The sequence below is a fragment of the Streptomyces sp. NPDC001903 genome (assembly GCF_042891345.1).
Taxonomy (GTDB): Bacteria; Actinomycetota; Actinomycetes; order Streptomycetales; family Streptomycetaceae; genus Streptomyces.
This window is the reverse complement of the sequence record NZ_JBIASZ010000008.1, coordinates 1-25,671: the sequence shown is the minus strand read 5'-3', so window position 1 is coordinate 25,671 and position 25,671 is coordinate 1. Positions and strand designations below refer to the sequence as shown.

At 71.9% G+C, this 25,671-nt stretch carries 22 protein-coding genes; 11 read left to right on the top strand and 11 right to left on the bottom strand.

Annotated features, from left to right (window positions below; genetic code table 11):
* Positions 1-4: 4 nt before the first annotated feature.
* Together ACFYZS_RS19115 and ACFYZS_RS19110 are read right to left on the bottom strand one after the other, a co-directional pair.
* Positions 5-1,198 carry a cytochrome P450 gene (locus tag ACFYZS_RS19115; RefSeq protein WP_389013546.1) on the bottom strand — a complete coding sequence of 398 codons (1,194 nt, stop codon included), beginning with the start codon at positions 1,196-1,198 and terminating at the stop codon, positions 5-7.
* A 237-nt stretch (positions 1,199-1,435) separates the two neighbouring features.
* Positions 1,436-2,056, bottom strand: a complete 621-nt coding sequence (locus tag ACFYZS_RS19110; RefSeq protein ID WP_389013543.1) for a dihydrofolate reductase family protein — start codon at positions 2,054-2,056, stop codon at positions 1,436-1,438.
* A 176-nt stretch (positions 2,057-2,232) separates the two neighbouring features.
* On the opposite strand from ACFYZS_RS19110, the gene ACFYZS_RS19105 reads away from it, so the two are divergent.
* A complete protein-coding gene (locus ACFYZS_RS19105; protein ID WP_389013540.1) occupies positions 2,233-2,970 on the top strand; it encodes a 3-oxoacyl-ACP reductase family protein in 738 nt (245 codons plus the stop codon).
* 73 nt (positions 2,971-3,043) lie between these two features.
* On the opposite strand, the gene ACFYZS_RS19100 is transcribed toward ACFYZS_RS19105, so the two are convergent.
* The 3 genes from ACFYZS_RS19100 to allB all read right to left on the bottom strand — a co-directional run bounded on the left by ACFYZS_RS19100 (position 3,044) and on the right by allB (position 6,116).
* On the bottom strand, positions 3,044-3,499 hold the full coding sequence (locus tag ACFYZS_RS19100) for a pyridoxamine 5'-phosphate oxidase family protein (protein ID WP_389013537.1): 456 nt from the start codon (positions 3,497-3,499) through the stop codon (positions 3,044-3,046).
* 154 nt (positions 3,500-3,653) lie between these two features.
* On the bottom strand, positions 3,654-4,772 hold the full coding sequence (alc, locus tag ACFYZS_RS19095; protein WP_389013534.1) for an allantoicase: 1,119 nt from the start codon (positions 4,770-4,772) through the stop codon (positions 3,654-3,656).
* A gap of 3 nt (positions 4,773-4,775) precedes the next feature.
* Positions 4,776-6,116 carry an allantoinase AllB gene (gene allB / locus ACFYZS_RS19090; protein ID WP_389013532.1) on the bottom strand — a complete coding sequence of 447 codons (1,341 nt, stop codon included), beginning with the start codon at positions 6,114-6,116 and terminating at the stop codon, positions 4,776-4,778.
* A 329-nt stretch (positions 6,117-6,445) separates the two neighbouring features.
* Here allB and ACFYZS_RS19085 point away from each other — a divergent pair, with 329 nt between their 5' ends.
* On the top strand, positions 6,446-7,249 hold the full coding sequence (locus ACFYZS_RS19085) for an IclR family transcriptional regulator (RefSeq protein ID WP_389013528.1): 804 nt from the start codon (positions 6,446-6,448) through the stop codon (positions 7,247-7,249).
* Positions 7,250-7,358: 109 nt separating this feature from the next.
* Here ACFYZS_RS19085 and ACFYZS_RS19080 read toward each other — a convergent pair whose 3' ends face one another.
* Entirely contained in the window at positions 7,359-8,069 is a 711-nt protein-coding gene (locus ACFYZS_RS19080) for an ABC transporter ATP-binding protein (protein ID WP_389013525.1), read from the bottom strand.
* Positions 8,066-9,154 carry an ABC transporter permease gene (locus ACFYZS_RS19075; RefSeq protein ID WP_389013522.1) on the bottom strand — a complete coding sequence of 363 codons (1,089 nt, stop codon included), beginning with the start codon at positions 9,152-9,154 and terminating at the stop codon, positions 8,066-8,068. The genes ACFYZS_RS19080 and ACFYZS_RS19075 overlap by 4 nt, the downstream gene beginning before the upstream one ends.
* 134 nt (positions 9,155-9,288) lie before the next feature.
* Between ACFYZS_RS19075 and ACFYZS_RS19070 the strand changes: the two genes are divergently transcribed.
* Complete coding sequence (locus tag ACFYZS_RS19070; RefSeq protein ID WP_389013519.1) at positions 9,289-10,491, top strand: sensor histidine kinase; 1,203 nt, start codon at positions 9,289-9,291, stop codon at positions 10,489-10,491.
* Complete coding sequence (locus tag ACFYZS_RS19065) at positions 10,488-11,117, top strand: response regulator (RefSeq protein WP_389013517.1); 630 nt, start codon at positions 10,488-10,490, stop codon at positions 11,115-11,117. Before ACFYZS_RS19070 ends, ACFYZS_RS19065 begins: the two co-directional genes overlap by 4 nt.
* Positions 11,118-11,175: 58 nt before the next feature.
* Here the strand turns inward: ACFYZS_RS19065 and ACFYZS_RS19060 are convergent, their stop codons facing one another.
* A complete protein-coding gene (locus ACFYZS_RS19060) occupies positions 11,176-12,663 on the bottom strand; it encodes a PLP-dependent aminotransferase family protein (protein ID WP_389013514.1) in 1,488 nt (495 codons plus the stop codon).
* A gap of 244 nt (positions 12,664-12,907) precedes the next feature.
* Here ACFYZS_RS19060 and ACFYZS_RS19055 point away from each other — a divergent pair, with 244 nt between their 5' ends.
* The 3 genes from ACFYZS_RS19055 (at position 12,908) to ACFYZS_RS19045 (ending at position 15,807) form a co-directional block, all read left to right on the top strand.
* Positions 12,908-13,522, top strand: a complete 615-nt coding sequence (locus tag ACFYZS_RS19055) for an NTP transferase domain-containing protein (RefSeq protein ID WP_389013512.1) — start codon at positions 12,908-12,910, stop codon at positions 13,520-13,522.
* 273 nt (positions 13,523-13,795) lie between these two features.
* The gene (gene aceB / locus ACFYZS_RS19050) at positions 13,796-15,424 is read left to right on the top strand and encodes a malate synthase A (protein WP_389013510.1); all 1,629 of its coding nucleotides are present in this window, start codon (positions 13,796-13,798) and stop codon (positions 15,422-15,424) included.
* A gap of 248 nt (positions 15,425-15,672) precedes the next feature.
* Complete coding sequence (locus ACFYZS_RS19045) at positions 15,673-15,807, top strand: DUF6408 family protein (RefSeq protein ID WP_389013507.1); 135 nt, start codon at positions 15,673-15,675, stop codon at positions 15,805-15,807.
* Between the two features lie 44 nt (positions 15,808-15,851).
* Here the strand turns inward: ACFYZS_RS19045 and ACFYZS_RS19040 are convergent, their stop codons facing one another.
* Positions 15,852-17,921, bottom strand: coding sequence for a DUF2075 domain-containing protein (locus ACFYZS_RS19040; RefSeq protein ID WP_389013505.1), 2,070 nt, complete (start codon positions 17,919-17,921; stop codon positions 15,852-15,854).
* Between the two features lie 254 nt (positions 17,922-18,175).
* On the opposite strand from ACFYZS_RS19040, the gene ACFYZS_RS19035 reads away from it, so the two are divergent.
* Together ACFYZS_RS19035 and ACFYZS_RS19030 are read left to right on the top strand one after the other, a co-directional pair.
* Positions 18,176-20,056 (top strand): DNA/RNA helicase domain-containing protein, encoded by a 1,881-nt coding sequence (locus tag ACFYZS_RS19035; RefSeq protein ID WP_389013502.1) that lies wholly within the window; start codon positions 18,176-18,178, stop codon positions 20,054-20,056.
* 233 nt (positions 20,057-20,289) lie between these two features.
* The gene (locus ACFYZS_RS19030; protein WP_389013500.1) at positions 20,290-21,480 is read left to right on the top strand and encodes a GDSL-type esterase/lipase family protein; all 1,191 of its coding nucleotides are present in this window, start codon (positions 20,290-20,292) and stop codon (positions 21,478-21,480) included.
* Positions 21,481-21,608: 128 nt separating this feature from the next.
* Here the strand turns inward: ACFYZS_RS19030 and ACFYZS_RS19025 are convergent, their stop codons facing one another.
* Positions 21,609-22,205, bottom strand: a complete 597-nt coding sequence (locus tag ACFYZS_RS19025) for a TetR/AcrR family transcriptional regulator (RefSeq protein WP_389013497.1) — start codon at positions 22,203-22,205, stop codon at positions 21,609-21,611.
* A 112-nt stretch (positions 22,206-22,317) separates the two neighbouring features.
* Here ACFYZS_RS19025 and ACFYZS_RS19020 point away from each other — a divergent pair, with 112 nt between their 5' ends.
* Positions 22,318-23,142, top strand: coding sequence for an SDR family NAD(P)-dependent oxidoreductase (locus ACFYZS_RS19020; RefSeq protein WP_389013494.1), 825 nt, complete (start codon positions 22,318-22,320; stop codon positions 23,140-23,142).
* A gap of 61 nt (positions 23,143-23,203) precedes the next feature.
* Positions 23,204-23,821: a 3'-5' exoribonuclease domain-containing protein gene (locus tag ACFYZS_RS19015; RefSeq protein WP_389013491.1), complete on the top strand. Its 618-nt coding sequence runs from the start codon at positions 23,204-23,206 to the stop codon at positions 23,819-23,821.
* A gap of 98 nt (positions 23,822-23,919) precedes the next feature.
* Here the strand turns inward: ACFYZS_RS19015 and ACFYZS_RS19010 are convergent, their stop codons facing one another.
* Positions 23,920-25,305, bottom strand: a complete 1,386-nt coding sequence (locus ACFYZS_RS19010; protein WP_389013488.1) for a nucleobase:cation symporter-2 family protein — start codon at positions 25,303-25,305, stop codon at positions 23,920-23,922.
* Positions 25,306-25,671: the final 366 nt, after the last annotated feature.

Sequence of the window (25,671 nt, the reverse complement as noted above, 5' to 3'; positions counted from 1 at the left end):
GCGGCTACCAGCGCACCGGGAGCCGGGTCACGCCCCGGATCAGGCTGCCCCCGATGTACGTCGGCGCCTCCTCGGCCGGGTCCTCGGCGAGGTCCGGGAAGCGCTCCAGCAGCCCGCGGAGCGCGATGCGGCCCTCCATGCGGGCGAGCGGGGCCCCGATGCAGAAGTGCAGCCCGTGCCCGAAGGCGAGGTGGCCCTGCGGGGCGCGCCGGATGTCGAAGGTGTCGGGGGCCTCGTACCGCCCGGGGTCGCGGTCCGCGCCGGCCAGCGAGACGAGGACGGTGGCGCCGGCCGGGATGGCGGTGCCGCCGAGCTCCATGTCCTCGCGGGCGTAGCGGTAGGTGGTGTTCTGCACCGGCCCGTCGTAGCGGAGCATCTCCTCGATGGCGCCGTCGAGGAGGCCGTCGTAGTCGGCGCGCAGGGCGGCGAGTTGGTCGGGGTGGGCCAGCAGGGCGCGGGTGCCGTTGGAGATGAGGTTGACGGTGGTCTCGTGGCCCGCGATCAGCAGCAGGAAGGCCATGCCGATCAGCTCGTCGGGCGACAGCGCGTCGCCGTCCTCGTCGCGGGTCCGGATGAGGGCGCTGAGCAGGTCCTCGCCGGGCTCCTCGGCCCTGGCCTCGACGAGCTCCGCGAGGTAGTCGCCGAGCTTCTGGTGCGCGGTGGTGCTCGGGGTCACGGAGGTGGGGGCGAGGACCTCCTTCGACCAGTGGCTGAAGCGCTCGCGGTCCAGGTCGGGGACGCCGAGGAGTTCACCGATGACGGTCATGGGCAGCGGGAAGGCGAGGGCCTTGATCAGGTCGGCCCCGCGCTGCGGGCGGGCGGCCATCGCGTCGAGCAGTTCGTCGGTGATCCGCTGGACGCGGGGGCGCATGGCCTGCACGCGGCGGGAGGTGAACTCGCGGGCGACCAGGCGGCGCAGCCGGGTGTGGTGCGGCGGGTCGGCCTCCAGCATGTTGCTGTTGGCAGCGGTGGTCGCGACGCCCGGCAGGACCCCGCTGCCGGTCCAGTTCTTCAGCAGACCCGGGTGGTTGAGCGCCCGGCGGGACTCCTCGTACCCGACGACCAGGAACGTGGGCGCGTACTCCGCGGCGGTGACCTCGACCCGGTGCACCGGGCCCGTCGCCCGCAGCCGGGCGTAGAAGGCGTAGGGGTCCGCGTGGAAGTCGGCGTCGTTCACGCTGATGTCCGGTTGTGGCATGCGGTCAGATTAATTGCGACCACTGCGTGCTGGAACCATCAATTTCCGGTCATGCGCCCGACATTGGAGGACATCGAGAGCCATTCAAGGTCATTCGTGATCATGAATTCACACACATGTCATGCGCTCACGGCTCGGCGACCCCGGACGGCCGGCGGACGGCGCGCCGCCGCCCGCCGGGCCGCCCCTGCCCGGGCCCGGCGGGCGGTCGCCGGGTCAGAGGTCAGAGGTCAGAGGTCAGACGAAGGTGCCGAACGTGGCCCGGCCCGTCGGGCGGTACGTGAGGATCGCCGTGCCGTTCGGCGTCGTGCGCGAGGCGGCCAGCTCGAAGGCCGTCGGCAGCCCGCCCGTGGGGAACAGCCGCTGCCCGGCGCCCAGGAAGACGGGGAACACCAGCAGGTTCAGCTCGTCCACGAGGTCCCGCACCAGCAGCCACTGGGCCAGCGCCCCGCTGCCGTGCACCTGGAGCTCCCGGCTCCCCTCCAGCGCGTCCTTGACCCGCATGATCTCGGCCTGGAGGTGTTCGCCGTCGATGACCGTGGTCCCGGCCCAGGCCGGCTCCTCGAGGGTGGTCGAGGCGACGTACTTCGGCAGCCCGTTGAGCCGGCTCGCGATCGGGTGCGCGGGGTCGGTCACCTTCGGCCAGTAGTCGGCGAAGATGTCGTACGTGCGGCGCCCGAGCAGGAAGGCCCCGGCCCGGTCGAACACCTCGTTCATGAACACCCCCATGCCCTCGTCGCTGAACGGCACCAGCCAGCCGCCGTAGGCGAACCCGCCGCTGGGGTCCTCCTCCGGCCCGCCGGGGGCCTGCATGACGCCGTCGAGGGTCACGAAGGTGGTGAGGGTCAGCTTGCCCATGGCTCTGCGCTCCTTGTGTCCGGTGCCTGCTGCACGTGTTCAGACTCCCGGGCACCCCGGAACTCATCGGGGCGACGCGCACGAACGCGACGTCCGATTCCCGCCAGCGCTCTCGCCCCGCCGCTCGTTTCATTGAACCCGCAACCACTTGTCGGGCGAGAGCAAAGGGGAAGACCATGGGCAGCAGCGGCACGGTGGCACTGGTGACCGGCGGCAGCCGGGGGATCGGGGCGGCCACCGCCCTGCGGCTGGCGCGGGACGGGGCCGACGTCGCCCTCACGTACGTCCACGGCGCGGAGGCCGCCGCCGAGGTCGCGGGGAAGATCGAGGCGCTCGGCGGGCGCGCCCTGGCGGTCCGGGCCGACGTGGGCGATCCGGCGCAGGCGGTCGCGGCGGTGGAGGAGACCGTACGGGGCCTGGGGCGGATCGACGCACTGGTCAACAACGCGGGCATCGGTGTGCTCGGGCCGCTGGAGGCCCTGACCCTGGCCGATGTGGACCGGGTCCTGGCGGTCAACGTGCGCGGCGCGTTCCTGACCACGCAGGCCGCGGCCGCCCGCATGGGTTCGGGCGGGCGGATCATCACCATCGGCAGCTGCATGGCCGCGCGGGTCCCCGGCCCCGGCGGCGCCCTGTACGCGATGAGCAAGGCCGCGCTGATCGGCCTGAACAAGGCGCTGGCGCGGGAGCTCGGCGGGCGCGGCATCACGGCGAACCTCGTGCACCCGGGCCCGGTGGACACCGACATGAACCCGGCGGACGGCCCGTACGCCGCCGCGCAGAGCGCGCTGACGGCCCTCGGTCGCTTCGGCACCGCACAGGAGGTGGCGGGCCTGGTGTCCTTCCTCGCGGGCCCGGACGCCGCCTATGTGACGGGCGCCGAGTTCGCGGTGGACGGCGGGCACGCGGCGTAGGCCGGGTCCGGCCCGCGGCGGGCCGCCGGCCCGGCGGCCCGCCGACAGCCGCGGTCCTCGGCCCCCGCGGTGCTCAGACCAGCCAGCGGCCGTCCTTCATCAGGTCACGGCCCTCGATCTCGTCGGCCTCGCGCCAGGCCTGGATCCACACCGGCACGACCCGGAAGTACGGGTAGGGCGTCTTGAGGCCGCTCGGGTCGAAGCCGGTGCGGGCCGCGAAGGCCTCGATCTCGCCGGGCCCGAGCTCCGCAGCCTCCAGCCGGGTCACGGCGCCCTCCGCGAGCACCACGTCGCGGGTCGCGCCGAAAGCCAGCCGCACCCGTCCGCTCGAGGCCAGGTTCCGTCCGGTCGGCAGGTTGCGGCCGGTCGACATCAGGAAGGTCGCGCCGTCCCACCGGAAGGACAGGGGTACCAGGCAGGGCACCCCCTCGGCGTCCGCGGTGGCCACCCAGACGTCGACGTCCTTCTCGAACCGGCTCAGCGTGTCCTCGCGGCGCTGCTCCCTCGTGCGCGGCCCTTCGGCTGCCATGCCCTCGCCCTCCCCCGGGTGACTGCGACAGCCGAAGGGTAGCGGCCCGGCGGCCGGGAACGCCGCGGGGGCGCGCCGTCGAACGGCGCACCCCTGCGGGCCTGTTGTGCACGCCCCGGGGGTGTCGGCCCCCGGGGCGGTCGCGGGGGCGGGATCAGCCGCCCAGCTCCTGGTGGCGGGCGGTCAGCGCGGCCGCGCCGGCCTCCGTCAGCGAGCCGTACAGGCGCAGGCGGGAGAAGCCGCCGTCCGGGAAGATGTCGATCCGCACGTGGGTGCCGACCGCCGGGGTGTCCAGGACGAAGCGGTGGTTGGTGTCGGGCTGCAGGCGGGTGCGCGGCAGGAACTCCGTCCACTCGCCCTCCTCGCCGGACTTGACGGACAGCGAGGCCCAGCCGGCCGAGTTGCCCTTGAGGTAGGCGGTGTCGATCTCGACGGCGCGGATCTCGGAGTCGGCCACCAGCTGGTAGCGGATCCAGTCGTTGCCGTTGTCGCGGCGGCGGGCGGTCTCCCAGCCGTCGTCCATCTTGCGGGAGCGGCCCGGGTTGATGGTGTTGGTCGGCGGGGAGTAGAAGCGGTTGGAGGCGTCCTGGACGGAGCCGCCGTTCTCCAGGGCGACGACGTCGAAGGAGCCGAGCGCGTCGAGCCACTTCGGGTCGGGCAGGACCTCGCCGTAGACGCGCAGGCGGGCGATGCCGCCGTCGGGGTGCTGGTTGACGCGCAGGTGCGTGAAGCGCTGCTCCACGTCCACCTCGAAGCCGTTGGCCGCGTGGCCGCCGACCGGGGTGCGGGGGACGATGGTCGTCCACTTCACGCCGTCGCCCTGGAGCTCCTCCGGGGTCGGCGCGAGGGCGCTCTCCCAGTTGGTGGCCTCGACGGAGACGGCCTGCGGCATGTTGCCGCGGAAGTGGGCGGTGTCGACGACGATGCCGCGGATGACGCCGGGGGCGCCCAGGCGTACGAGCGCCCAGTCGTGGTCCTCGGGGGTCGGCCAGGGCTGGGTGGCCGAGACGCCGCGGCGGCGGCGGGTCTCCCAGCCGTCCATGACCTTGCCCTTGTGGCCGAAGTCCTCGGGGTCGAAGTGCGCGGCCTCGGAGATCAGCAGGTTCTCGCGCTGGGCGAAGAACTCGTCGTTGGCGGCGATGACACCGGCGCCCAGCTCACGGGCGGCGAGGTTGGCGTACTGGGTGAAGGGGAAGTCCGCGGTGCGGTAGTCCGCGTACGGGTCGCCGCCTCCGTACGGGTTCGCGTTGCCGGTGAAGGATTCAATCGCCACTGGTCAGTTCTGCCTTTCGAGGAGGAGGCCCGTGGGCTCGGTCGGGGTGCCGTGGTCGGCGATCCGCGCACCGCGCAGCCAGGTGGACTTCACGACGCCGTGCAGGGTCTTGCCCGCGTACGCCGTGACCTGGTTGCGGTGGTGGAGTTCGGCCGGGTCCACGGTGAACGTTTCTTCGGGGGCGAGCACGGCGAAGTCGGCGTCGCGGCCGGCCTCGATCGCGCCCTTCTGCGCCAGGCCGGCGAGCGCGGCCGGGGCCGCGGACATCCAGCGCACCACGTCCTCCAGGGTCCGGCCGCGGCGGCGCGCCTCGGTCCAGATGGCCGGCAGGCCCAGCTGGAGGGAGGAGATGCCGCCCCACGCGGTGGAGAAGTCGCTGGTCTTCAGGTCCGCGGTGGAGGGCGAGTGGTCGGAGACGATGCAGTCGATGGTGCCGTCGGCGAGCGCGTCCCACAGGAGGTCCTGGTTGGCGGCCTCGCGGATGGGCGGGCAGCACTTGAACTCGCTGGCGCCGTCGGGCACTTCCTCGGCCGTGAGGGTGAGGTAGTGCGGGCAGGACTCGACGGTGATCTTGACGCCCTCGGCCTTGGCGGCGGCGATCAGCGGCAGCGCGTCGGAGGAGGACAGGTGCAGGACGTGGACGCGCGCGTCCAGCCGCTTCGCCTGCGCGATCAGGTTGCCGATCGCGGTGTTCTCGGCGTCGCGCGGGCGGGAGGCGAGGAAGTCGGCGTACTTGGGACCGGGGACGACCGGGGCGGAGTCCAGGTGGTGCGGGTCCTCGGCGTGCACGATCATCAGGCCGCCGAAGCCGGTGATCTCGGCGAGGGAGGTGGCCAGCTGCTCCTGGTCGAGCTCGGGGAACTCGTCGACGCCGGAGGGCGACAGGAAGCACTTGAACCCGTAGACGCCCGCGTCGTGCAGCGGCGCCAGGTCCTTGACGTTGTCCGGCAGGGCGCCGCCCCAGAAGCCGACGTCCACGTGCGCCTTGGCGCGGGCGACCTCCTGCTTGACGCGGAGGTTGTCGACCGTGGTGGTCGGCGGCAGGGAGTTCAGCGGCATGTCGAGGATCGTGGTGATGCCTCCGGCCGCGGCGGCGCGGGTGGCCGTCCAGAAGCCCTCCCACTCGGTGCGGCCCGGGTCGTTCACGTGCACGTGGGTGTCGACCAGGCCGGGGAGCAGGACGTCGTCGCCGAAGTCCTCCAGCCGGGCGCCGGCCGGCACCTCGGCGTCGTGCGGCAGTACGGCGACGATCTTCCCGGCGGCGACGGCGACCGAAGCGGCGCGCGTCCCCCCGGGGGTGATGACGCGAGTCGAGCGCAGTACCAGTTCCACGTCGTCGGACACGCCGGAACCTCCCCATCTACTTCCACAGAGCGAAATTCAACGTTCTGTTGACGGAGTCTCGCCGCCGATCCGGGGCCAGTCAAGAGCCACCGGACAGAGCACCGACACACCGGTACCGCAATTGGATGTTTCCACAGGATGGAATTAAGATTTCACTATCCAGAATGTAGCTACCACCACCGGGGGGCGGGCGGGTAACTTCCCGAGGACGTCCGCGACCCGGACAAACCCCCTCTGACCGGCGGGGACGGCTTCGACCCGGCTCTAGGGCCGACGCCGACCGACCGGTAGGCTGCTTCCTTGCCTGCCAGCACCGAAAGGACCGCGCCGTGCCGACGTCCAGCGCCAGCACCACCGACGCTTCCTCGAAGCCCACCGCCGCCAGCGGTGGCGTTCAGTCCCTTGAGCGCGCCTTCGATCTGCTTGAACGCATGGCCGATGCCGGGGGCGAGGTCGGCCTCAGCGAGCTCTCCACCGCCAGCGGTCTGCCGCTGCCCACCATCCACCGCCTCATGCGCACCCTCGTGGCATGCGGCTACGTCCGGCAGCAGCCCAACCGACGGTACTCCCTCGGCCCCCGCCTGATCCGCCTCGGCGAGTCCGCGTCGCGCCTGCTGGGGACCTGGGCGCGGCCGTACCTGGCCCGCCTGGTCGAGGAGACCGGCGAGACGGCGAACATGGCCCTGCTCGACGGGGACGAGATCGTCTACGTCGCCCAGGTGCCCTCCAAGCACTCCATGCGCATGTTCACCGAGGTCGGCCGCCGGGTGCTGCCGCACTCCACCGGCGTGGGCAAGGCACTGCTCGCGTACACCCCCGCCGACGAGGTACGGGCGCTGCTGGCGCGCACCGGAATGCCGGCCGCGACCGAGAAGACCATCACCACGCCGGAGGGCTTCCTGGAGGCCCTGGAGCAGGTCCGCAAGGCGGGCTACGCGGTCGACGACAACGAGCAGGAGATAGGGGTCCGCTGCCTGGCCGTGTCGGTGCCGAACTCGCCGACCGCCGCCGCGATCTCCATCTCGGGTCCGGCGGGCCGGGTGACCGAGGCCGTGGCCGAGTCCTTCGTGCCGATCCTGCAGAACGTCGCGGCCGAGCTGTCCGTGGCGCTGCAGAGCCAGAACCCCGCGTAGGACCGTACGGACGCGAAGCACTGTACGTACGAAGGCCCCGGCCCCCTCTGGTGCGAGGGGGCCGGGGCCTTCGCGTACGGCCGGGGTCCCGGCCGTGGGCGTACGGCGCTCAGACGGCCCGGACCGCCTCGGACGCCGACTCCCGCTGCGCCGCCTGCGTCAGGCGGCCGTCCGTCATCGTCGCCGTCCGGTCCATCCGCTCCAGGTGGGCGTGGTCGTGGGTGACCAGCACGGTCGCGGTGGAGCGCTCGCGGGTCAGGGTGACCAGGAGGTCGAGGACGGCCGCCCCGCGCTCGTGGTCCAGGGCGCTCGTGGGCTCGTCGACCAGGAGCACGGCCGGCTCGTTCATCAGGGCGCGGGCGATGTTGACCCGCTGCCGCTGGCCGCCGGAGAGCTGGTGGGGCCGCTTGTCGGCCTTGTCGGCCAGCCCCACCGCGTCCAGCAGGTCCAGCGCCCGGCGGCGCAGCGTCCGCGAGGGGCGGCCCGACAGGTGGGCCATCACCTGGAGCTGCTCGGCCGCGGTGAGCGAGGCCAGCAGGTTCGGCTGCTGGAAGACGATGCCGATCTTCTCGCGGCGCAGGGCCGACTTCTCGGCCGCGTTCAGCCGGGCGGTGTCCTGGCCGGCCACCACCACCTGACCGGAGTCCGGGGTGACCAGGGTGGCGGCGACGGCCAGCAGGCTGGACTTGCCGGAGCCGGAGGGGCCTATCACCGCGGTCAGGGTGCCCGAGGGCACCTCCAGGCGGACCCGGTCCAGGGCGGTGAGCCGGCTCTCGCCGTCCGGGTAGGTGAGCGTGACGTCGTGCACGAGCAGGGTCATCGGGCGCTCCCGAGGGCGGTCAGGGGGTCGACGGCGGTGATCCGCCGGATGGACAGGGCCGCTCCCAGCGCGCCGAGCGCGATCATGATCGCGGCGGGGGCCAGGACGGTCGCGGTGTCGAGGACGAAGGGCACGTCGCCCCCGCTGATCAGCGCGCCGAACCCGGCGGCGAGTCCCGTGCCGAGCCCGGTGCCGATCGCGAGCATGACGACGGCCTGGCCGAGGGCGTCCTTCAGCAGGTAGGGCGTGGAGGCGCCCAGGGCCTTCAGCACGGCGATGTCACCGCTGCGCTGGATCGTCCACACGGTGAAGAAGGCGCCTATGACCAGGGCGGAGATGGCGAAGAGGAAGCCGAGCATCAGCTGGAGCGAGCCGTTCTCGGCCTGGTAGGAGCCTATGGCGCCGAGGGCCTCGTCGATGGTCTGCGCCTTGGTGGCCGCCGCCTTGTCGCCGGCGGCGAGGTCCGCCGATCCGTCGGTGTCGAGCGCGATCACGGTGGCGAGGGTGTCGAGGGAGGTGCCGGGGTTGCCGATGCGCTGCCAGTCGGCCAGGTCCATCCAGACGACCGGGGTGTGGCTGTAGGCGGCGGTGCCCGAGACGGCGGCCACGGTCAGCTCCAGCGGGCCGATCTTCAGCTTGCCGCCGGCGGCGAGCCCGCCGAGCTCCGCGGCGGCCTTCTCCGTGAGGACCACCTGCCCCTGGGACAGGCCGGCGCCGCGCGGCGGGAGGGGGCCGGCGGGGTCGACGCCGAAGACGGAGACCGCGGCGGTGCGGGCGCCCGCGGAGGCGTTGGTGGTGCGGATGCCGAGCGGCTGCGCCGACTTCACGCCGGGCTGCGCCCGCCAGGCCTGCCAGGCCTTCTCGGACACCTGCGAGTTGGTGAAGGACACCTTCTGGTCCCCGGCGGGCGCGGCGAAGGCGAGGTGGCCGGCGGGCAGTCCGGTGACGGCCGAGATGTTCTCCCGGGCCAGGCCGGCGGTGAGCCCGGACAGCAGGCCGACCAGCAGTGTGATGAGCAGTACGACCGAGCCCATGAGGGCGAAGCGGCCCTTCGCGAACCGTAGATCTCTCCATGCGACGAACATGATCCCCACCCTGGTCTTCCGCGTGGGCACAAGGCATCGCGCCACGGTGGCGATCCTGGTATCGAAGGACGCATCCGCACATCAAACTTTCGATTGACCGGATGCCGCCCGAGCCCGTTTAGGCTGTTCAGGCCATGGCCCACACCCCGCGACACCCCGCTCCGCGCCCCCTCACCCCCGTCTCGCGCGTGCTGCGCCTGTGCCTGCACGCGCTGCTGTGCGGGCTGCTCGCGCTGGCCGCAGGGCGGGCCGTCACCGACTCCGCGCCGCACGCCGGCTGGGTGGTCGCCGCCTGCGCGGTGCTGGCCGCCGTGTACGCGGCCGGGGTGCTGGCCCCCTCGGTGCGCCGCTCGCCGCGGGCCGGGGCGGTGTGGCTGGCCGGGCTCGGCGCGGCGTGGGCGGGGCTGCTGGTGGTCTCCCCCGACGGGCTGTGGATCGCGTTCCCGCTGTACTTCCTGGAGCTGCACCTGCTGCGGCTGCGCTGGGCGGTCACGGCCGTCGCGGTGACCGCGTGCGCGGCGATCGGCGGCTTCCTGGCGCACGCGCCGGGCGGCGCGGTCTCCCCCGGGGCCTTCCTCGGTCCGCTGCTCGGCGGGGCCGTGGCGGTGGCGACCGTACTGGGCTACCAGGCGGTCTACCGCGAGAGCGAACGCCGCCGCGAGCTGATCGAGGAGCTCATCGCCACCCGCGCGGAGCTGGCCGCGGCCGAGCGGGACGCCGGGATCCTGGCGGAACGCGAACGCCTGGCCCGCGAGATCCACGACACCCTGGCCCAGGGCCTCTCCTCGATCCAGCTGCTCCTGCGCGCGGCGGAGCGGTCGCTTCCGCAGGACGCCCCGGCCCTGGAGCACATCGGCCGGGCCCGGGAGGCGGCTCAGGAGAACCTCGCCGAGGCGCGTCGTTTCGTACGCGCGCTCACCCCGCCCGACCTGGAGCACGGGTCGCTCGCCGCCGCCCTGGAGCGGCTCTGCACGGCGGCTCCCGGGCCGCGCGTGCGGTTCTGCCTGAGCGGCGCGCCGCGGGTTCTGCCCACCCCGTACGAGGTCGCCCTGCTCCGCATCGCGCAGTCGGCGCTGGCCAATGTGGTGCGCCACGCCCGCGCGGACCGCGCCGAGATCACCCTGACCTTCATGGACGCCTCCGTGACGCTGGACGTCGTGGACGACGGCACCGGATTCGACCCCGCCTGCGCCCCCTCCGGCGAGGGGGGCTTCGGACTCCCCGCCATGCGCTCGCGGGCCGAGACCCTCGGCGGCCTGTTCACGGTCGAGTCCTCCCCCGGCCAGGGCACCGCCGTGGCCGTCACCCTGCCGCTGTCCCTGGAGGCATCCCGATGACGATCCGCCTGCTGCTGGCCGACGACCACCCGGTGGTCCGCGCCGGGCTGCGCGCGGTGCTGGACACCGAGCCGGACTTCGCGGTGGTAGCGGAGGCCGCCACCGCCGAGCGGGCGGTGGAACTGGCCGCCTCCGAGCCGGTGGACGTGGTCCTGATGGACCTCCAGTTCGGTACGGGCATGCACGGCTCGGCGGCCACGGCCGAGATCACGGCCCGGCCGGGGGCGCCCCGGGTCCTGGTCCTGACCACGTATGACACGGACGCGGACATCCTGGCGGCGGTGGAGGCGGGGGCGTCGGGCTACCTGCTGAAGGACGCCCCGCCGGAGGAACTGGCGGCGGCGGTCCGCACGGCGGCGGCGGGCCAGTCGGCGCTGGCCCCGGCGGTGGCGCTGCGCCTGATGGACCGTATGCGGATGCCGGCGGAGGCGCTGACGAAGCGGGAGCTGGAGGTGCTCCAGCTGGTCGCGGACGGCCTGTCGAACCAGCAGATCTCGAAGAAGCTCTTCCTGAGCCAGGCCACGGTCAAATCCCACCTGGTCCACATCTACGCGAAGCTGGGCGTCGACTCCCGCACCTCGGCCGTGGCCGCGGCCACCTCCCGCCGCCTGATCCGCACTCCGTAGCCGGGCCCCGCTACGGGGTGCGGCCGCGCCGCGCCTCGCCCCGCTCGCACGACACCCGCTACGCCACCCAGTGCGGCCGCTCCACCGCCGGAGCCAGCGGGACCCCGTCGTGGAAGGCCGCGGCGAGGCGGCGTACGGCCTCGTCCAGGCGGTCGGCGGCCAGCGTGTACGGAATCCGCAGCCGGTGCTCGAAGGTCCCCGGGTCCACCCCGAACCGCGCCCCCCTGCCGATGTGCACGCCGCAGGCGCCCGCCCGCTCCGCCAGCGCCGAGCTCACCGGCTCCCCCAGATCCACCCACAGCGAGAGCCCGCCCGGCCCCCGCTCCCAGGACCACTCCGGGGTGTGCCGCTCCAGCGCCCGCTCCAGCGCCTCCCGCTGCCCCCGCAACTGCGCGAGCCGCGCCGGCAGCGTCCGCTCCAGCCCCTCGAGCAGCGGCAGCGCCACAAGCTGGTCCAGCACCGAGCCCGTCATGTCCGCGGCCACCTTCACCGCCGCCAGCTCCGTGATCATCTTCGCGGTGGCCCGTACCCACCCCACCCGCAGCCCGCCCCAGTGGGTCTTGCTGAGCGAACCGATGGTCACCACGTGCTCCGCCCCGCCCCTCGGCGCCAGCGAGGCGAGCGGCGCGGGCGCCGGTACGTCCAGGGCGATGTCGGCGATGGTCTCGTCGACCACCAGCCACGTCCCGGTCCGCCGTGTCGCGGCCAGCAGCCGCAGCCGCTGCTCCTGCGGCATCAGCAGACCCGTCGGGTTGTGGAAGTCCGGGACCACGTAGGCCAGCCTCGGCACGGTCTGGCGCAGCGTGGACTCGGCGATCTCCATGTCCCAGCCCGCGTCGGAGACCGCGATCGACCCGGTGCGCAGCCGCGCCTGCCGCAGCGCGTCGAGGGCGTTCGCGTACGTGGGGTTCTCGGTCACCACCCGGTCTCCGGGCCCGCACAGCAGGCTCACGACCAGCGAGAACGCCTGCTGGGCCCCGGCCGTGACCAGGATCTGCCCGGGGCGGGTCGCCAGCCCGCGCCGGGTGAACCGCTCGGCCACGGCCGTGCGCAGGTCGGGCAGCCCGAAGGGGTGGTAGCCGGGGGTGCGGGCGAGGGCGGGGAGCCGGGGCGCGGCCCAGGCGAGGGCCTCGGTGAGGCTGTCCTCGGGGGCGCCGAGGGCGGCGATGGCCAGGTCGATCCCGGGTTCCCCGTCGGCCAGGTACCCGCCGGAGCCGGCCAGCAGGTGCGCGCCGACCGGGCCGTGGCCTTCGGGGAGCTCGGTCCAGGTGCCGGAGCCGCGCCGGCTGCGGACGTAGCCGCTCTCGCGCAGCAGGTCGTAGGCCCCGGTGACGGTGGCCCGGCTGGCTCCGAGCGCCTCGGCGAGCTCGCGCTCGGCGGGCAGCCGCACGTGCAGGGCGATCCGGCCGTCGAGGATCAGCGTCCGCACGGCGTCGGCGAGGGACCGGTAGCCGGGGCGGGCCAGCAGCTCGGCGGGCAGCAGCGCCGCGAGCTGGCGACTGCCGAGGGTTCTGTCCGCGGTCTGGACGACTCGCCCGTTTGCCATGCCAACCTCCCCTGATTGGCTCTGCCGACCAGACCAATCGGGGTCCAGACTCGCGGTATTGGCCCCTGATTGGCAAGGAGAGCGCCATGAACACCCAGCTGACCGACCGAGACGAACGCGCCTTCGCGGCGGCGGCGGAGAACCGGATCTCCGAGCCGCTGCGCCTTCGGCCCGCCCTGGCCGCCGTACGGCGCCTCTTGGCGCGCCGCCCGCGCAGCGCACCGCAGGGGCGAGAATCACTGACATGCCACCCACCACACACTCCACCGCACGCCCGGTGATCGCGGGCCTGCTCCTCGCCGCCGGCGGCGGCCGGCGCCTGGGCGGGCGCCCCAAGGCGCTGCTCCCGTACCGCGGCCGCCCGCTGGTCGAGAACGCCGTACGGGTGCTGCGCGAGGCGGGCTGCGGTCCGCTCCACGTGGTGCTCGGCGCATCCGCGGCCGAGGTCCGCGAGCGGGCGGACCTGGCCGGCTGCGTGGTCGTGGACAACCCGGACTGGGCGCAGGGCATGGGCTCGTCCCTGCGCGTCGGGCTCGCCTCCCTCGCCGGTACGGGCGCCGCCGCGGCCCTCGTCTCGCTGGTCGACCAGCCGGGGATCGGCGCTGCGGCCGTGGCCCGGGTCCGGGAGGCGTACCGCTCCCCCGCGAGCCTGGTGGCCGCGGCGTACGGCGGGGAGCGCGGGCATCCGGTGCTCTTCGGCGCGGACCGCTGGGCGGACATCGCGGCGACGGCGAAGGGAGACAAGGGCGCGCGGGTGCACCTGACAGATCACGCGGACGAGCTCACTCTGGTGGAGTGCGGGGACATCGCCGAGGCCTTCGACATCGACACCCCGCCCGACCTGGCACGACTGGCTTGAGCGGCGGCCGCGCGGCGGTTGAGCGGGCTGTGACGAAGGTGGCACTGAGGGCCACCGGGGGCAGGACTCTGTCGACTCAGAGAATCTCGACATCAACAAACCATTGAACTTCCACCATAAGGAAATTACTATCCACTGGTCAGAAGCGCCCTGAACCCCCAGACGGCGCCCGCGACCGTATCCCGGAACTCTCCACACCCGACGGCACTGCGTGCCGTCCTGCGCGAGCATTCCCCGCGGCCGCCAGGCACCGCCGCTGAAGGAGTGACAGATATGTCCGCACCAGCGCCGTCATCGCTGGCCATCGTCGACGCCGAGCCCCTGCCCCGGCAGGACGAAGTCCTGACCGAGGCGGCCCTCGCGTTCGTGGCCGAGCTCCACCGGCGGTTCACGCCCCGCCGCGACGAGCTCCTCGCCCGCCGCGGTGAGCGCCGCGCCGAAATCGCCCGCACCTCCCACCTCGACTTCCTCCCGGACACCGCACAGGTCCGCGAGGGCGACTGGAAGGTCGCGCCGGCGCCGGCCGCGCTGAACGACCGCCGTGTGGAGATCACCGGTCCGACCGACCGCAAGATGACCGTCAACGCCCTGAACTCGGGCGCCAAGGTCTGGCTCGCCGACTTCGAGGACGCCTCCGCCCCCACCTGGGAGAACGTCGTCCTCGGCCAGCTCAACCTCATCGACGCCTACGAGCGCCGCATCGACTTCACCGACCCGCGCACGGGCAAGTCGTACGCCCTCAAGCCCGCCGAGCAGCTGGCGACCGTCGTGATGCGCCCGCGCGGCTGGCACCTGGAGGAGCGCCACCTCCAGTTCGAGGGCCGCCCGGTCCCCGGCGCGCTGGTCGACTTCGGCCTGTACTTCTTCCACAACGCCAAGCGCCTCATCGAGCTCGGCAAGGGCCCGTACTTCTACCTGCCGAAGACGGAGTCGCACCTCGAGGCGCGCCTGTGGAACGAGATCTTCGTCTTCTCGCAGGACTACGTCGGCATCCCGCAGGGCACGGTCCGCGCGACCGTCCTGATCGAGACCATCACGGCCGCGTACGAGATGGAGGAGATCCTCTACGAGCTGCGCGACCACGCGGCGGGCCTGAACGCGGGCCGCTGGGACTACCTGTTCTCGATCGTGAAGAACTTCCGCGACGGCGGCGAGAAGTTCGTCCTCCCGGACCGCAACGCGGTGACGATGACCGCCCCGTTCATGCGGGCGTACACCGAACTCCTGGTCCGCACCTGCCACAAGCGCGGCGCGCACGCCATCGGCGGCATGGCGGCCTTCATCCCGTCCCGCAAGGACGCCGAGGCCAACCGGATCGCCTTCGAGAAGGTCAAGGCCGACAAGGACCGCGAGGCGGGCGACGGCTTCGACGGCTCGTGGGTGGCCCACCCCGACCTGGTCCCGATCGCGATGGCCTCCTTCGACGCGGTCCTCGGCGAGAAGCCGAACCAGAAGGACCGGCTGCGCGAGGACGTCTCGGTGGCCCCCGGCGAGCTCATCGCGATCGACTCGCTGGACGCGAAGCCGACGTACGAGGGCCTGCGCAACGCGGTCCAGGTCGGCATCCGCTACATCGAGGCCTGGCTGCGCGGCCTGGGCGCCGTCGGCATCTTCGGCCTGATGGAGGACGCGGCCACGGCCGAGATCTCCCGCTCGCAGATCTGGCAGTGGATCAACGCCGGCGTCGTCTTCGAGCACGACGGCGCACCCGTGACCGCCACCGCCGACCTCACCCGCGAGATCGCCGCCGGGGAACTGGCCGCGATCCGCGCCGAGATCGGCGACGAAGCCTTCGCGGCCGGGAAGTGGCAGCAGGCCCACGACCTCCTCCTCCAGGTCTCCCTGGACGCGGACTACGCGGACTTCCTCACCCTCCCCGCCTACGACCAACTGGTCGGCTGACCCGCACAGCAGCCGAACCCCACCACCGCCCCCCAGGCCCCAGGCCTCGGGGGCGGTGGTGTTTTCGCATGCGCGCGCACCGGTTCGGGGCCAAAACCGATGCGCCCACCACCGACTTTGAGATAGCGTCAGCGGGCGCTGCCTCGCCTCCCTCACGGGAGGGTGTGCTGCTCGTGGTTCCTCGGAACGTCCGGTGCCCCGGTTGGGGACTTCCCGCCGCTTCCGACTCCCTCAAGGAGATGCCAGGCATGGAGCCCGTCAAGTACACGACCCCCCGGCGCACCTGGTTGCGTGACCTCGCCCTCAGTATCGCGGGCGGTCTGGCCACGGAACTGGTGCTCCGGATCGGCCAGTTGGCGGCGTCCCTCACCGGACTCCGGTGAGGACGGCGGCGGGCCCGTGCGGCCCGCCGCCCACTTCCTCCTCTTCAGAACCCGAAGAGATCCGGCTGGTCCGTGTTCGCGGTGCCGCTCCGACGCCTGTCCCGCTGAGCGGCGTGCGCCCGCATCATGCGCTCGAAGCGCTCCTCCGCGGAGAGCGCCGTGATCGTCGGCCTCAGCCCCTGTTCGTCGACGGTCCCGACGAGCCCCTTGAGGTAGTCCTGCGTGGGCCCGTCCGTCGAATGGATGACCGTGGCCCGGCTCGCTCGGGTGAGCAGGACGTGATAGGCGTTCTGGACGCGCCGCGCGAACTCGGCGGGGTCCGCGGGAAGCCTCGGGTCCATCGACCCTCGCTTCTTCGTCTCCCGCAACCCGGTTTCCTTGTCCTGGTCCGTGGCCCGCCCCTTCCGGAACACCCAACGCCCCTCACGCCACACCATGTCGTCGCCCATGATGACGCCGCACCAGTCCCATTCGAGACCCTGCGCGGTGTAGACGCAGCCCACTTGCCCGATCCCCTGCGGTCTCACCCCCCAGTACTTGGCCGGCGGTTCACCCTCCGCGTACTTGGACAGCTCTCCCTTGGCGTTCCACGCCCGGTGCCAGCCGCCGATGCGGACGTCCTTGTGCAGCGCTCTGGTCTTCGGATGCGGTTCGCTCCAGGGCCAGGCGTATCCGGCGACCATCCGGGCCGTGGCGCCGTCGCGCTCCTCACGCAGAACGATCTCTTCGAGCTCCTCGGCGCTGTCCACGACCTCGACGTGCATCAGTCCGTCCGGCGCCCACGGCTGCGGGGCCTCGCCCGAGATGCCCAAGAGGTCCAGCACCCAGTTGCGGTAGCTGTCACTTCCTCCGCAGCGGAACTCGGTGTGCAGATCGTAGGGGTCGAGAACGAGGCCGTGCCGGTGCGCAGCCTCGGCGATGAGGGCGCTGTTGCCCACCTCGTCGCGGCGCAGCGACTGATTCTCGTCGAGGAGGAAGATCGTGACACGAGCGGCCTGGATCAGTTCGTCCACTTGGGGCTGCTTGCCCCGCTGCTCGGCCGTCCAGTGCTGCCGTTCCGATCTCGCCCGCAGTCTGTGCGCCTCGTCGCAGATGAGCAGGTCGAGAGGGGGCTCGGGGGCTTCGACGAAGTTGAGGAAGTAGGCGAGCTGGTCCTCGGAGAGCACGTCGTCCTTACGGAACAGATCCCTGAGGGAGCCGTCGAAGGCGTACGACCCCGTGGCGTACCGGGCCTTCAGCCCGCACTTGGTGAAATGCCGCAGCAGTTGGAGCCCGATGGCGCTCTTCCCCGTCCCCGCGCCTCCCCTCACCAGGAAGACCGCCTGCCCGGCGGACGTGTCGGACGATGCGCTCGCGCGGGTCACGGCCCGGCTCACATCACGCCAGACGGTGCGCTGCTCGCCCCTCAGGGTGAAGGTCGTGTCGGTGCCCTCCGAAAAGGCCACGGCCTCCAGCAGGGGCGCGTTGCGCAGGCCCAGTTGCCGGAGCAGGCGTCCCGCTGCCGCGGCCCCGCTCTCCCGGGCGAACCGGTCGGCCACTTCCTCCAGCAGGTCTTGGCGGGTGTCGTCCGTGAAGTAGAGGGCGTGCGCCCCTCTCGGCGCGCCGGCCCCGAGCAGCGGCTCCACCGAGGCATCGGTGGCATTGTGGAGATACGTGAGCCCCGCGTAGGAGACGGCGAGTCCGCGGGCCGCCGAGTCGGCCTCGAAATAGTCGACGAGGACGCGGACCTGGGCGCTCGGGTGTTTCTTCGGCTTCTTGTATCCGCGAACGCCCACCTTCTCCGGATCGTCCGTCTCGGACACGGAATTCCACCGCTTGAGCTCGACGATCAGCAGCGAGTCCCCACGCGTTTCAGGGTGCGTTCCGACCAGGATGACGTCGGCGGGTGCGTCCACGCCGTCCGGCTGGCATTCCACGAACATGTGGACCCCGCCGTGTCCCGCGTCCACGAGTTCCTCGGCGAGGCGGACCAGGCTCTCCTTCCAGGCCTCCTGTTCCCCGGGCGAGGCTTCCTTCTTGCGGAACTCGAACCAGCGCGCGGCCATGTGCGGCAACAGCCGACCACCGGCATGAAGTCGGAGCAGGTGCTGGGCGGAGAGTTGCAGCAAGAGCACGTAGGTCCCCAGGGCACGAGAAATCCCGCGCGGTGGGGGCGTGTCCGGCCGGAAGCCCGTCGATCCGCTATGACCCGGTGATCATAGAACGTGCACCCTCGCTGTCCGGAGGGCTTTGGCCTGACGTTCGGTGCCCGCGATACTGTTGGCCTCGACATCCATGCGGCCCGCCGGGCTTCCGCTCCGCGCCCTCGGAGTTCCGAAGGACACGCCCCCACCCGCACGAGTACTTCGTGCTGCCTTGGGGGCTTTCCGTGCTGTTCCGCGACTCCGCTGCCGGGGTGGCCGCCGAGATTCTCGCCAGCTCTCTCTATTTCCGGCTGACCGAGCAATTCGTCCACGTACACGGCCACAAACCCGGGTCCGCGGAGGCCAGGTCGTGGGAGCGCAGCCTTCCGGTCATCGCCCATGCGCTCAACGACGCCGGGCTCGGACAGGTAGAGATGCTGATCGAGTACGGCCTGCCGCTGACCAGCAAGCGAGCGGACGTCGTGCTCGCCGGCCTGCACCCGAGCACCGGCGAGCCCTCGTACGTGGTGGTCGAGCTGAAGCAGTGGAGCCAGGCCGCCCCTGACGACGACGATCCCATGCTGTGCCGCATCGATTCCCATTCCCGCCCGAAGCTCAATCCGATCGAGCAGGTCCGTCGGTACTGCCGCTATCTCGCGGATTTCAATGCTGCGCTGTCCGGTCATCCTGAACGGCTGCACGGGGTGGCGTATCTCCACAACGCGACGGAATTCGGCGCGGCGGGCCTCACCGAGATCGGCGAGGATCGATTCGGACAGCTCTTTTCGGCCGACCGCCGCGGGGCATTCCTCGACTATCTGCGCGCGAGGCTGTCACCCGAGTCGGGAGCACGCGCGGCGGACGAGTTGCTCGCCGGGAAGACGCGTCCGTCGGTACAGCTCATGACGGTCGCCGCCGAGGAGGTACGGGAGCGGGAGCGGTTCGTCCTGCTGGACGAACAGCAGGTCGCCTACCGGACCGTGATCGGCGCCGTCGAGCGGGCGAAACGCTCCGACCACAAGGAGGTCGTCATCGTCACGGGCGGTCCGGGAACGGGAAAGAGCGTCATCGCGCTCTCATTGCTGGGCGAGATGTACCGGCAGGGCGTCCCCACCCTGCACGCCACGGGATCACAATCCTTCACCAAGACGATGCGCAAGGTAGCCGGTTCACGCAAGCGGGAGGTGCAGGAGCTCTTCAAGTACTTCAACAGCTTCATGACGGCGGAGAAGAACAGCCTCGACGTTCTCATCTGCGACGAGGCTCACCGCATCCGGGAGACGTCCGCCAACCGCTACACCCGCGCCGAACACCGCACCGGCAGGCCTCAGGTGGCGGAGTTGATCGACGTGGCGCGCGTCCCCGTCTTCCTTCTCGACGAGCACCAGGTGGTGCGTCCGGGCGAGATGGGGACCGTGGCCGACATCCGGGCGGCGGCCGCGGCCAAGGGGCTCGAATGCCGCGTCGTACCCCTCGACAGCCAGTTCCGCTGCGGCGGCAGCGACGCCTACCTCACCTGGGTGGTACGGCTGCTCGGCCTCGAAGCCGGCGGGCCGGTCAGGTGGGAGCCGGACGGCAAGATGAGCCTGCTGGTCGCCGAGAGCCCGCGGGAGATGGAGGAGTTCCTCGAATCCCGGCGCCGCGACGACTACGGCGCGAGGATCTCGGCCGGCTACTGCTGGAAGTGGACGACCAAGACCGTCCCGGGCCGGCCCCTGCCCGCCGACGTGGCCATCGGGGACTGGGCGCGACCGTGGAACGTATACGGCGACCGGTCGGTCGACGGCGCTCCCCCGGCGCCCCTGTGGGCCACGGATCCGGCCGGCTTCGGCCAGATCGGCTGCGTCTACACCGCCCAGGGGTTCGAGTACGACTGGAGCGGCGTCATCCTGGGCCCGGACCTCGTGTGGCGGGGAGACCGGTGGGTGACCGATCGGACGGCGTCGAAGGATCCCGTGTTCAAGAAGGCCACGAGCGATGCCGACGTGGACCGACTGATCCGCAACACGTACAAGGTCCTGCTGACCCGAGGCATGGTCGGCACGGTGATCTACTCCACCGACGCCGAGACCCGGCATCGCCTCCGTGAACTCGTGGGCGAACAACTGACCCTGGCTTCCGTGTAGTCACCTCTCCCGACGCCACTGCGCCCCCGCCGTCGCACGACGCCGGGGGCGTGGTCGTATCCGGAACCGACCGATCGATCGGTTGTTACTCCATCGTAACTTTCCTGTACCTAGCGGTAACAACGCGCGCCGTGTCACCTTTCCGATGCCACCGGCCGGCGGTACCCCCACTTTCCCAGCCATGCACCGGAGTTCTCTCCGGCTTGGGCATGGCCGACCGCAGGAGTTCCGCCGTGATCGGATTCCGCAACGCCAGCAAGGACCGGGCCCGTAGTCGAGTGCGACGACTCGCGGGGGCCGGGATGGTTCTGCCGCTCGCCGTCAGTGCTCTGGTCGCCGGCTCCGCCGGGACCGCCGTGGCCGGTCCCGGGACCGGGCCCACCGCCGTGGTCTCCATGGGCGACAGCTACATCTCCGGCGAGGCCGGCCGCTGGAAGGGCAACAGCCTGACCAACAGCGGGAACCGCACCGGGACGGACCGCGCCTGGGTCTCCGGGAGCACCTACGACCCCGCCAAGGTGTACGGGAGCACCGCCGGGGGCTGCCACCGCTCCGACTCCGCCGAGGTCAAGAGCGCCGGGGCCATCGCCGACGTGGCCGTGAACCTGGCCTGCTCCGGGGCGACTTCCGAGAACGTCTTCCGCGCCTCCAGCGGAGGCGTGGCCTTCAAGGGCGAGGCCCCGCAGGCCGATCAGCTCGCCACCGTGGCCCGCACCGACAACGTCAAGGTCATCGCGCTGTCCATCGGCGGCAACGACCTCGGCTTCGCCGACATCATCAAGGACTGCGCCCTCGACTTCGTCCTGTGGGGCTCCTACTGCTACGACGACCAGCAGTACGGCGTCGACCAGAAGATGGACGCCGTGATGGCGAACGTCGGCAAGTCCGTCGACGAGGTCCGGGCCGTGATGCGGGCCGCCGGGTACACCGACTCCTCGTACCGGATCGTGCTCCAGTCCTACCCCTCACCGATCCCGCGCGGGGCCGAGAACCGGTACACGCAGAGCGACTGGAGCCGCCTGAACACCGGCGGCTGCCCGTTCTGGAACCGGGACTCCGACTGGGCGCGCGATTCGCTCGTGCCGCAGATCGCGGGCCGCCTCAAGGCGGTTGCCGCCGCCAAGGGCGTGCAGTTCCTGGACCTGCGGGACATGATGCAGGGCCGTGAGGTGTGCGCGAAGGCCAGCAAGCAGGTGAGCAGCTCGGCGCCCGCGTCGGCGAAGACGAGCGAGTGGGCGCGCTGGATCGACAGCAGCGAGACGCAGGGGCTGGTCCAGGAGTCCATGCACCCGAACTACTTCGGCCAGCTGGCGGTCGGGCGCTGCCTGAACCTCGCCGTCGCCCAGCCCGCGGACTCCGCGTCCAGCTGCAAGAACACCGCCGGAGCGGACCACACGGGCATGTTCCTGACGTCCGCCCCCTGACGGGTGCGTTCCGGGTCCGGGGCGCCTGCGGAGACTCCGCGGGCGCCCTTTCCCGTCTCCGCGCACCCGTCTCCGCACTTCCGTACTTCCGTACTTCCGTCCCCGCCCTGCCGTCCCCGCGGCCGCCGTCAGCCCCGTACGGCGGCCAGCGCCTCGTCGTAGAGGACGGTCAGGTCGGCGCTGCCGCCGCTGCGGACCCAGACCTCGGTGGCCGCGTCCACGCAGGCGAAGACGGTCGCGGTCACCGCCGCGGCGCGCACCTGCGGCACCGGGCCCTGCCCGGCGGCCATCCGGGCCGTGACCGCGGGCTGCACCAACTCCTGCCAGCGCAGCCGCTTCTGCGTGTAGCGGGCGCGCAGCGGCGGGGTGTCGAAGATCAGCGTCGTGATCTCCAGCAGCCGGCCGGGGTCGCCGTGCGCCTCCATGAGCACCTCGAAACCGGCGCGCAGGGCCTCCCACGGAGTGGCGGCCGCCGGCTGGGCCTCCACCGTCGCACGCAGCAGCTCGCCGAGCTCCTCCTGCTCGCCGCAGACGATGTCCTCCTTGGTACCGAAGTACCGGAACAGCGACCGCTGCGAGATGCCCGCCTCCTTGGCTATCTGCGCGATGGTCGTGGCCTCGTACCCCTGCTCGGCGAAGAGCCGCATGGCCGTGTCGAAGATGCTCGCGACCACGGCCTGCCGGGAGCGGTCCCACAGGCTCGACTGCGTTGCGGTTGTCCCCATCGGGCCAGCATATAGGCGGACCGCCAGGCTGGCCTCTACTGCCCGCTTGGCAGTCACTGCCAAGCGGGCATACAGTGAAGACAGACGTTGTCATCCATGGGCAGGAGCCACTGTGAACGCGGTCGACTACCGAGGCAGGACCACCCTGATCACCGGCGCGAGCTCGGGCCTGGGCGCCGAGTTCGCACGCCAGCTCGCCGCGCGGGGATCCGACCTCGTGCTCGTCGCCCGCCGGGAGGACCGCCTGAAGGCGCTCGCCGCGCAGCTGTCCGCGGCGCACGGCGTCAGGGTGGAGCCGCTCGCCATGGACCTGGCCGTCGACGGGTGCGGTGAGCTGCTGGCCGCCGAGGTCGAGCGGCGCGGGATCACGGTCTCCAGCGTCGTCAACAACGCCGGCTTCGGCACGTACGGGCGCTTCCACGAGGAGGATCCGCAGCGGGTCCGCCAGGAGGTGGCCCTCGACGTGATGGCCGTCGTCGACATCAGCCGGGCCTTCATCGGCCCGCTGCGCAGCCGCGGCGAGGGCGTCCTGGTCAACCTCGCCAGCGCGGCCGCCTACCAGCCCGTCCCGAACATGGCCGTCTACGGCGCCACCAAGGCCTTCGTCCTCAGCTTCACCGAGGCCCTCTGGCAGGAGTCCCGGGGCACCGGCCTGCGCGTCATGGCGCTGTCGCCCGGCGCGACGAGGACGGAGTTCTTCGACGTGGTCGGCACGGAGAACGCCGCCGGCGGCACCAAGATGCAGACCTCCGAACAGGTCGTGCGCACCGCGCTGAAGGCGCTGGACCGGAGGAACCCGCCGCCGAGCGTGGTCTCCGGGGCCATGAACCGGATCATGACCCTGAGCGGGCGGTTCGCGAGCCGCCGCATGGTCGTGCGCGTGGTGGACCGGATGTCCTCGCCCCGGACCCCCGCGCGGCCGAAGGCCGCCGCGTAGCGGTGCCGTCCGCCGGCAAAACCGGATGAGCGCGGCGGCGCGGGCTGGCATGATCGCGCTCATGCCGGCCCGTACCGCACGCCCCAGCCTCTACATCTCCGTCGACATCGAAGCCGACGGCCCGATCCCCGGCCCGTACTCGATGATCAGCTTCGGGGCCGCCGTCGCGGGACGGCAGGACGGCGCTTCGTATACGGCCGCGGACCCCGAACGGGACACCTTCTACCGGGAACTCCGGCCGATCAGCGAGCAGTACGTACCCGAGGCGCTCGCCGTCAGCGGGCTCGACCGGGACCGGCTGCTCCGGGAGGGCGCCGAACCGGCGGCGGCCATGGCGGAGTTCCGCGCGTGGGTACGGGAGGTCTCCGCCGAGGCCGGGGCGCAGCCCGTGATGTGCGGCTACCCGGCCTCCTTCGACTGGACCTTCCTGTACTGGTACTTGATGACCTTCGGCGGCGACAGCCCCTTCGGGCACTCCGGCTGCCTGGACATGAAGACCCTGTACGCGACCAAGGCGCGGGTCCCGCTGCGGGCGGCGGTCAAGGGCCGCATGCCGCGCGAACTGCTCTCCGCCCGCAGGCACACCCACCACGCACTGGACGACGCCATCGAGCAGGCGGAGCTGATGAGCAACCTCATGCTCTGGACCCCTCCGTCCACCGACGGCCCCGCCGGCTGACGGGAGATCCCGCCCGCTGACGGGAGAACGGCCGGTGCGTACGCCACACCCGCAGTGGGTGGCGTACGCACCGGCCGAGGGCGGCCCCGGGGGCCGGGTCAGTGTGCCGGGACCGGTTCCGGTACGGCGGCGGCGGACCGCCGGACACCGAAGTGGTTGAAGGCCAGGTTGAGCACGATGGCCACCACGCAGCCGGTGCTGATGCCGGAGTCCAGGACGACCAGCAGGTCCTTCGGGAACGCGTGGTAGAAATCCGGCGCCGCGATCGGGATCAGGCCGATGCCGACCGAGGCGGCGACGATCAGGGCGTTCTCGCCCTTCTCCATGGCCGCGCCCGCCAGGGTCTGGATGCCGCTGGCGGCGACCGAGCCGAACAGGACGATCCCGGCGCCGCCGAGCACCGGCAGCGGGACCACTCCGATGACGGAGGCGGCCATCGGGCACAGGCCCAGCAGGATCAGGATGCCGCCGCCCGCGGCGACGACGAACCGGCTGCGCACCTTGGTCATCGCCACGAGCCCGATGTTCTGCGCGAAGGCGCTGCACATGAAGCCGTTGAACAGCGGGCTGAGCGCGCTGCCGAGCGTGTCCGCGCGCAGTCCGCCCTCGATGGTCCTCGCGTCGGCCGGCCGGCCGACGATCTTGCCCAGCGCCAGGATGTCGGCGGTGGACTCGGTCATGCACACCAGCATCACGATGCACATGGAGACGATGGCGGCGACCTGGAACTGCGGGGCGCCGAAGTGGAACGGGGTGGGGAAGCCCACCAGGGAGGCGTTCTTGACGGCGTCGAAGCTGGTCATCCCCAGCGGGAGCGCGATCAGCGTGCCGGCCACCAGGCCGAGCAGGATCGAGATCTGCTGCAGGAAGCCGCGCAGGAACTTGCGCATCAGCAGCACGATGACGAGGGTGACGGCCGCCATGCCGATGTTCTTCATCGAGCCGTAGTCGGTGGCGGTGCGGTTGCCGCCCTGGGACCAGTTGAAGGCCACCGGCAGCAGGGAGACGCCGATCAGGGTGATGACCGTACCGGTGACGACCGGCGGGAAGAAGCGGACGAGCTTCCCGAAGTACGGGGCGGCGAAGAAGCCGACGATCCCCGCGACGATGATCGCGCCGAAGATGACGGGGATGGCGTCCGCGCCCTCCCCCTTGCCTATGGCGATCATCGGGGTCACACCGGCGAACGAAACGCCGTTGACGAAGGGGAGTTTGGCGCCGATCTTCCAGAAGCCGAGGGTCTGGAGGAGGGTGGCGAGGCCGGCGGTGAAGAGCGAGGCGCCCATCAGGAACGCCGTCTCGGTGGCGGAGAGTCCGACGGCGGGGCCGACGATCATGGGCGGGGCGACGACACCCGCGTACATGGCGGCCACGTGCTGGAGGCCGCTCGTGAACATCTTCAGAGGAGGCAGGGTCTCGTCGACCGGGTGCTTCTCCTCCGGTACTGCGACTGCATCTTTGCGAAACCTGGGCGTGTGGGCCACGGCTTCCTCCGGTCGGGTAACACGTCGGCATGGACGTGGGTGTCTTGGAGGTGGTGCGAAAGCTGTGCGAGTCGAGCCGGTATGGAGTTGTGGTGGGTGGAGGGGGTTGCGTGTTGCTCAGGAGGTGCGGAAACGATTCGCCCAAACCGTTCCAGCCAAGCAGTGGCACGAGTCACCGCCCCCGGGAACGCCCTCGGAGAAACCTCGGGCGCTTCCCGGGAACGGCTGCCGCGGACCCCGCTCGGGTCCGCGGCCGCGGGGGGGGGGGGGGGCCCCCCCCCCCCCCGGGGCGGGGGGGGGCCCCGCGGGGGGGGGGGGGGGGGGGGGGGGGGGCGGGGGGGGGGGGGCGGGCGGCGGGGGGCGGGG

Excerpts from the sequence above, each read along its gene's own strand:
- ACFYZS_RS19115 (WP_389013546.1), bottom strand. The coding sequence starts at position 1,198 with ATGCCACAACCGGACATCAGCGTGAACGACGCCGACTTCCACGCGGAC.
- ACFYZS_RS19110 (WP_389013543.1), bottom strand. The coding sequence starts at position 2,056 with ATGGGCAAGCTGACCCTCACCACCTTCGTGACCCTCGACGGCGTCATG.
- ACFYZS_RS19105 (WP_389013540.1), top strand. The coding sequence starts at position 2,233 with ATGGGCAGCAGCGGCACGGTGGCACTGGTGACCGGCGGCAGCCGGGGG.
- ACFYZS_RS19100 (WP_389013537.1), bottom strand. The coding sequence starts at position 3,499 with ATGGCAGCCGAAGGGCCGCGCACGAGGGAGCAGCGCCGCGAGGACACG.
- ACFYZS_RS19080 (WP_389013525.1), bottom strand. The coding sequence starts at position 8,069 with ATGACCCTGCTCGTGCACGACGTCACGCTCACCTACCCGGACGGCGAG.
- ACFYZS_RS19075 (WP_389013522.1), bottom strand. The coding sequence starts at position 9,154 with ATGTTCGTCGCATGGAGAGATCTACGGTTCGCGAAGGGCCGCTTCGCC.
- ACFYZS_RS19070 (WP_389013519.1), top strand. The coding sequence starts at position 9,289 with ATGGCCCACACCCCGCGACACCCCGCTCCGCGCCCCCTCACCCCCGTC.
- ACFYZS_RS19065 (WP_389013517.1), top strand. The coding sequence starts at position 10,488 with ATGACGATCCGCCTGCTGCTGGCCGACGACCACCCGGTGGTCCGCGCC.
- ACFYZS_RS19060 (WP_389013514.1), bottom strand. The coding sequence starts at position 12,663 with ATGGCAAACGGGCGAGTCGTCCAGACCGCGGACAGAACCCTCGGCAGT.
- ACFYZS_RS19055 (WP_389013512.1), top strand. The coding sequence starts at position 12,908 with ATGCCACCCACCACACACTCCACCGCACGCCCGGTGATCGCGGGCCTG.
- aceB (WP_389013510.1), top strand. The coding sequence starts at position 13,796 with ATGTCCGCACCAGCGCCGTCATCGCTGGCCATCGTCGACGCCGAGCCC.
- ACFYZS_RS19045 (WP_389013507.1), top strand. The coding sequence starts at position 15,673 with ATGGAGCCCGTCAAGTACACGACCCCCCGGCGCACCTGGTTGCGTGAC.
- ACFYZS_RS19025 (WP_389013497.1), bottom strand. The coding sequence starts at position 22,205 with ATGGGGACAACCGCAACGCAGTCGAGCCTGTGGGACCGCTCCCGGCAG.
- ACFYZS_RS19015 (WP_389013491.1), top strand. The coding sequence starts at position 23,204 with ATGCCGGCCCGTACCGCACGCCCCAGCCTCTACATCTCCGTCGACATC.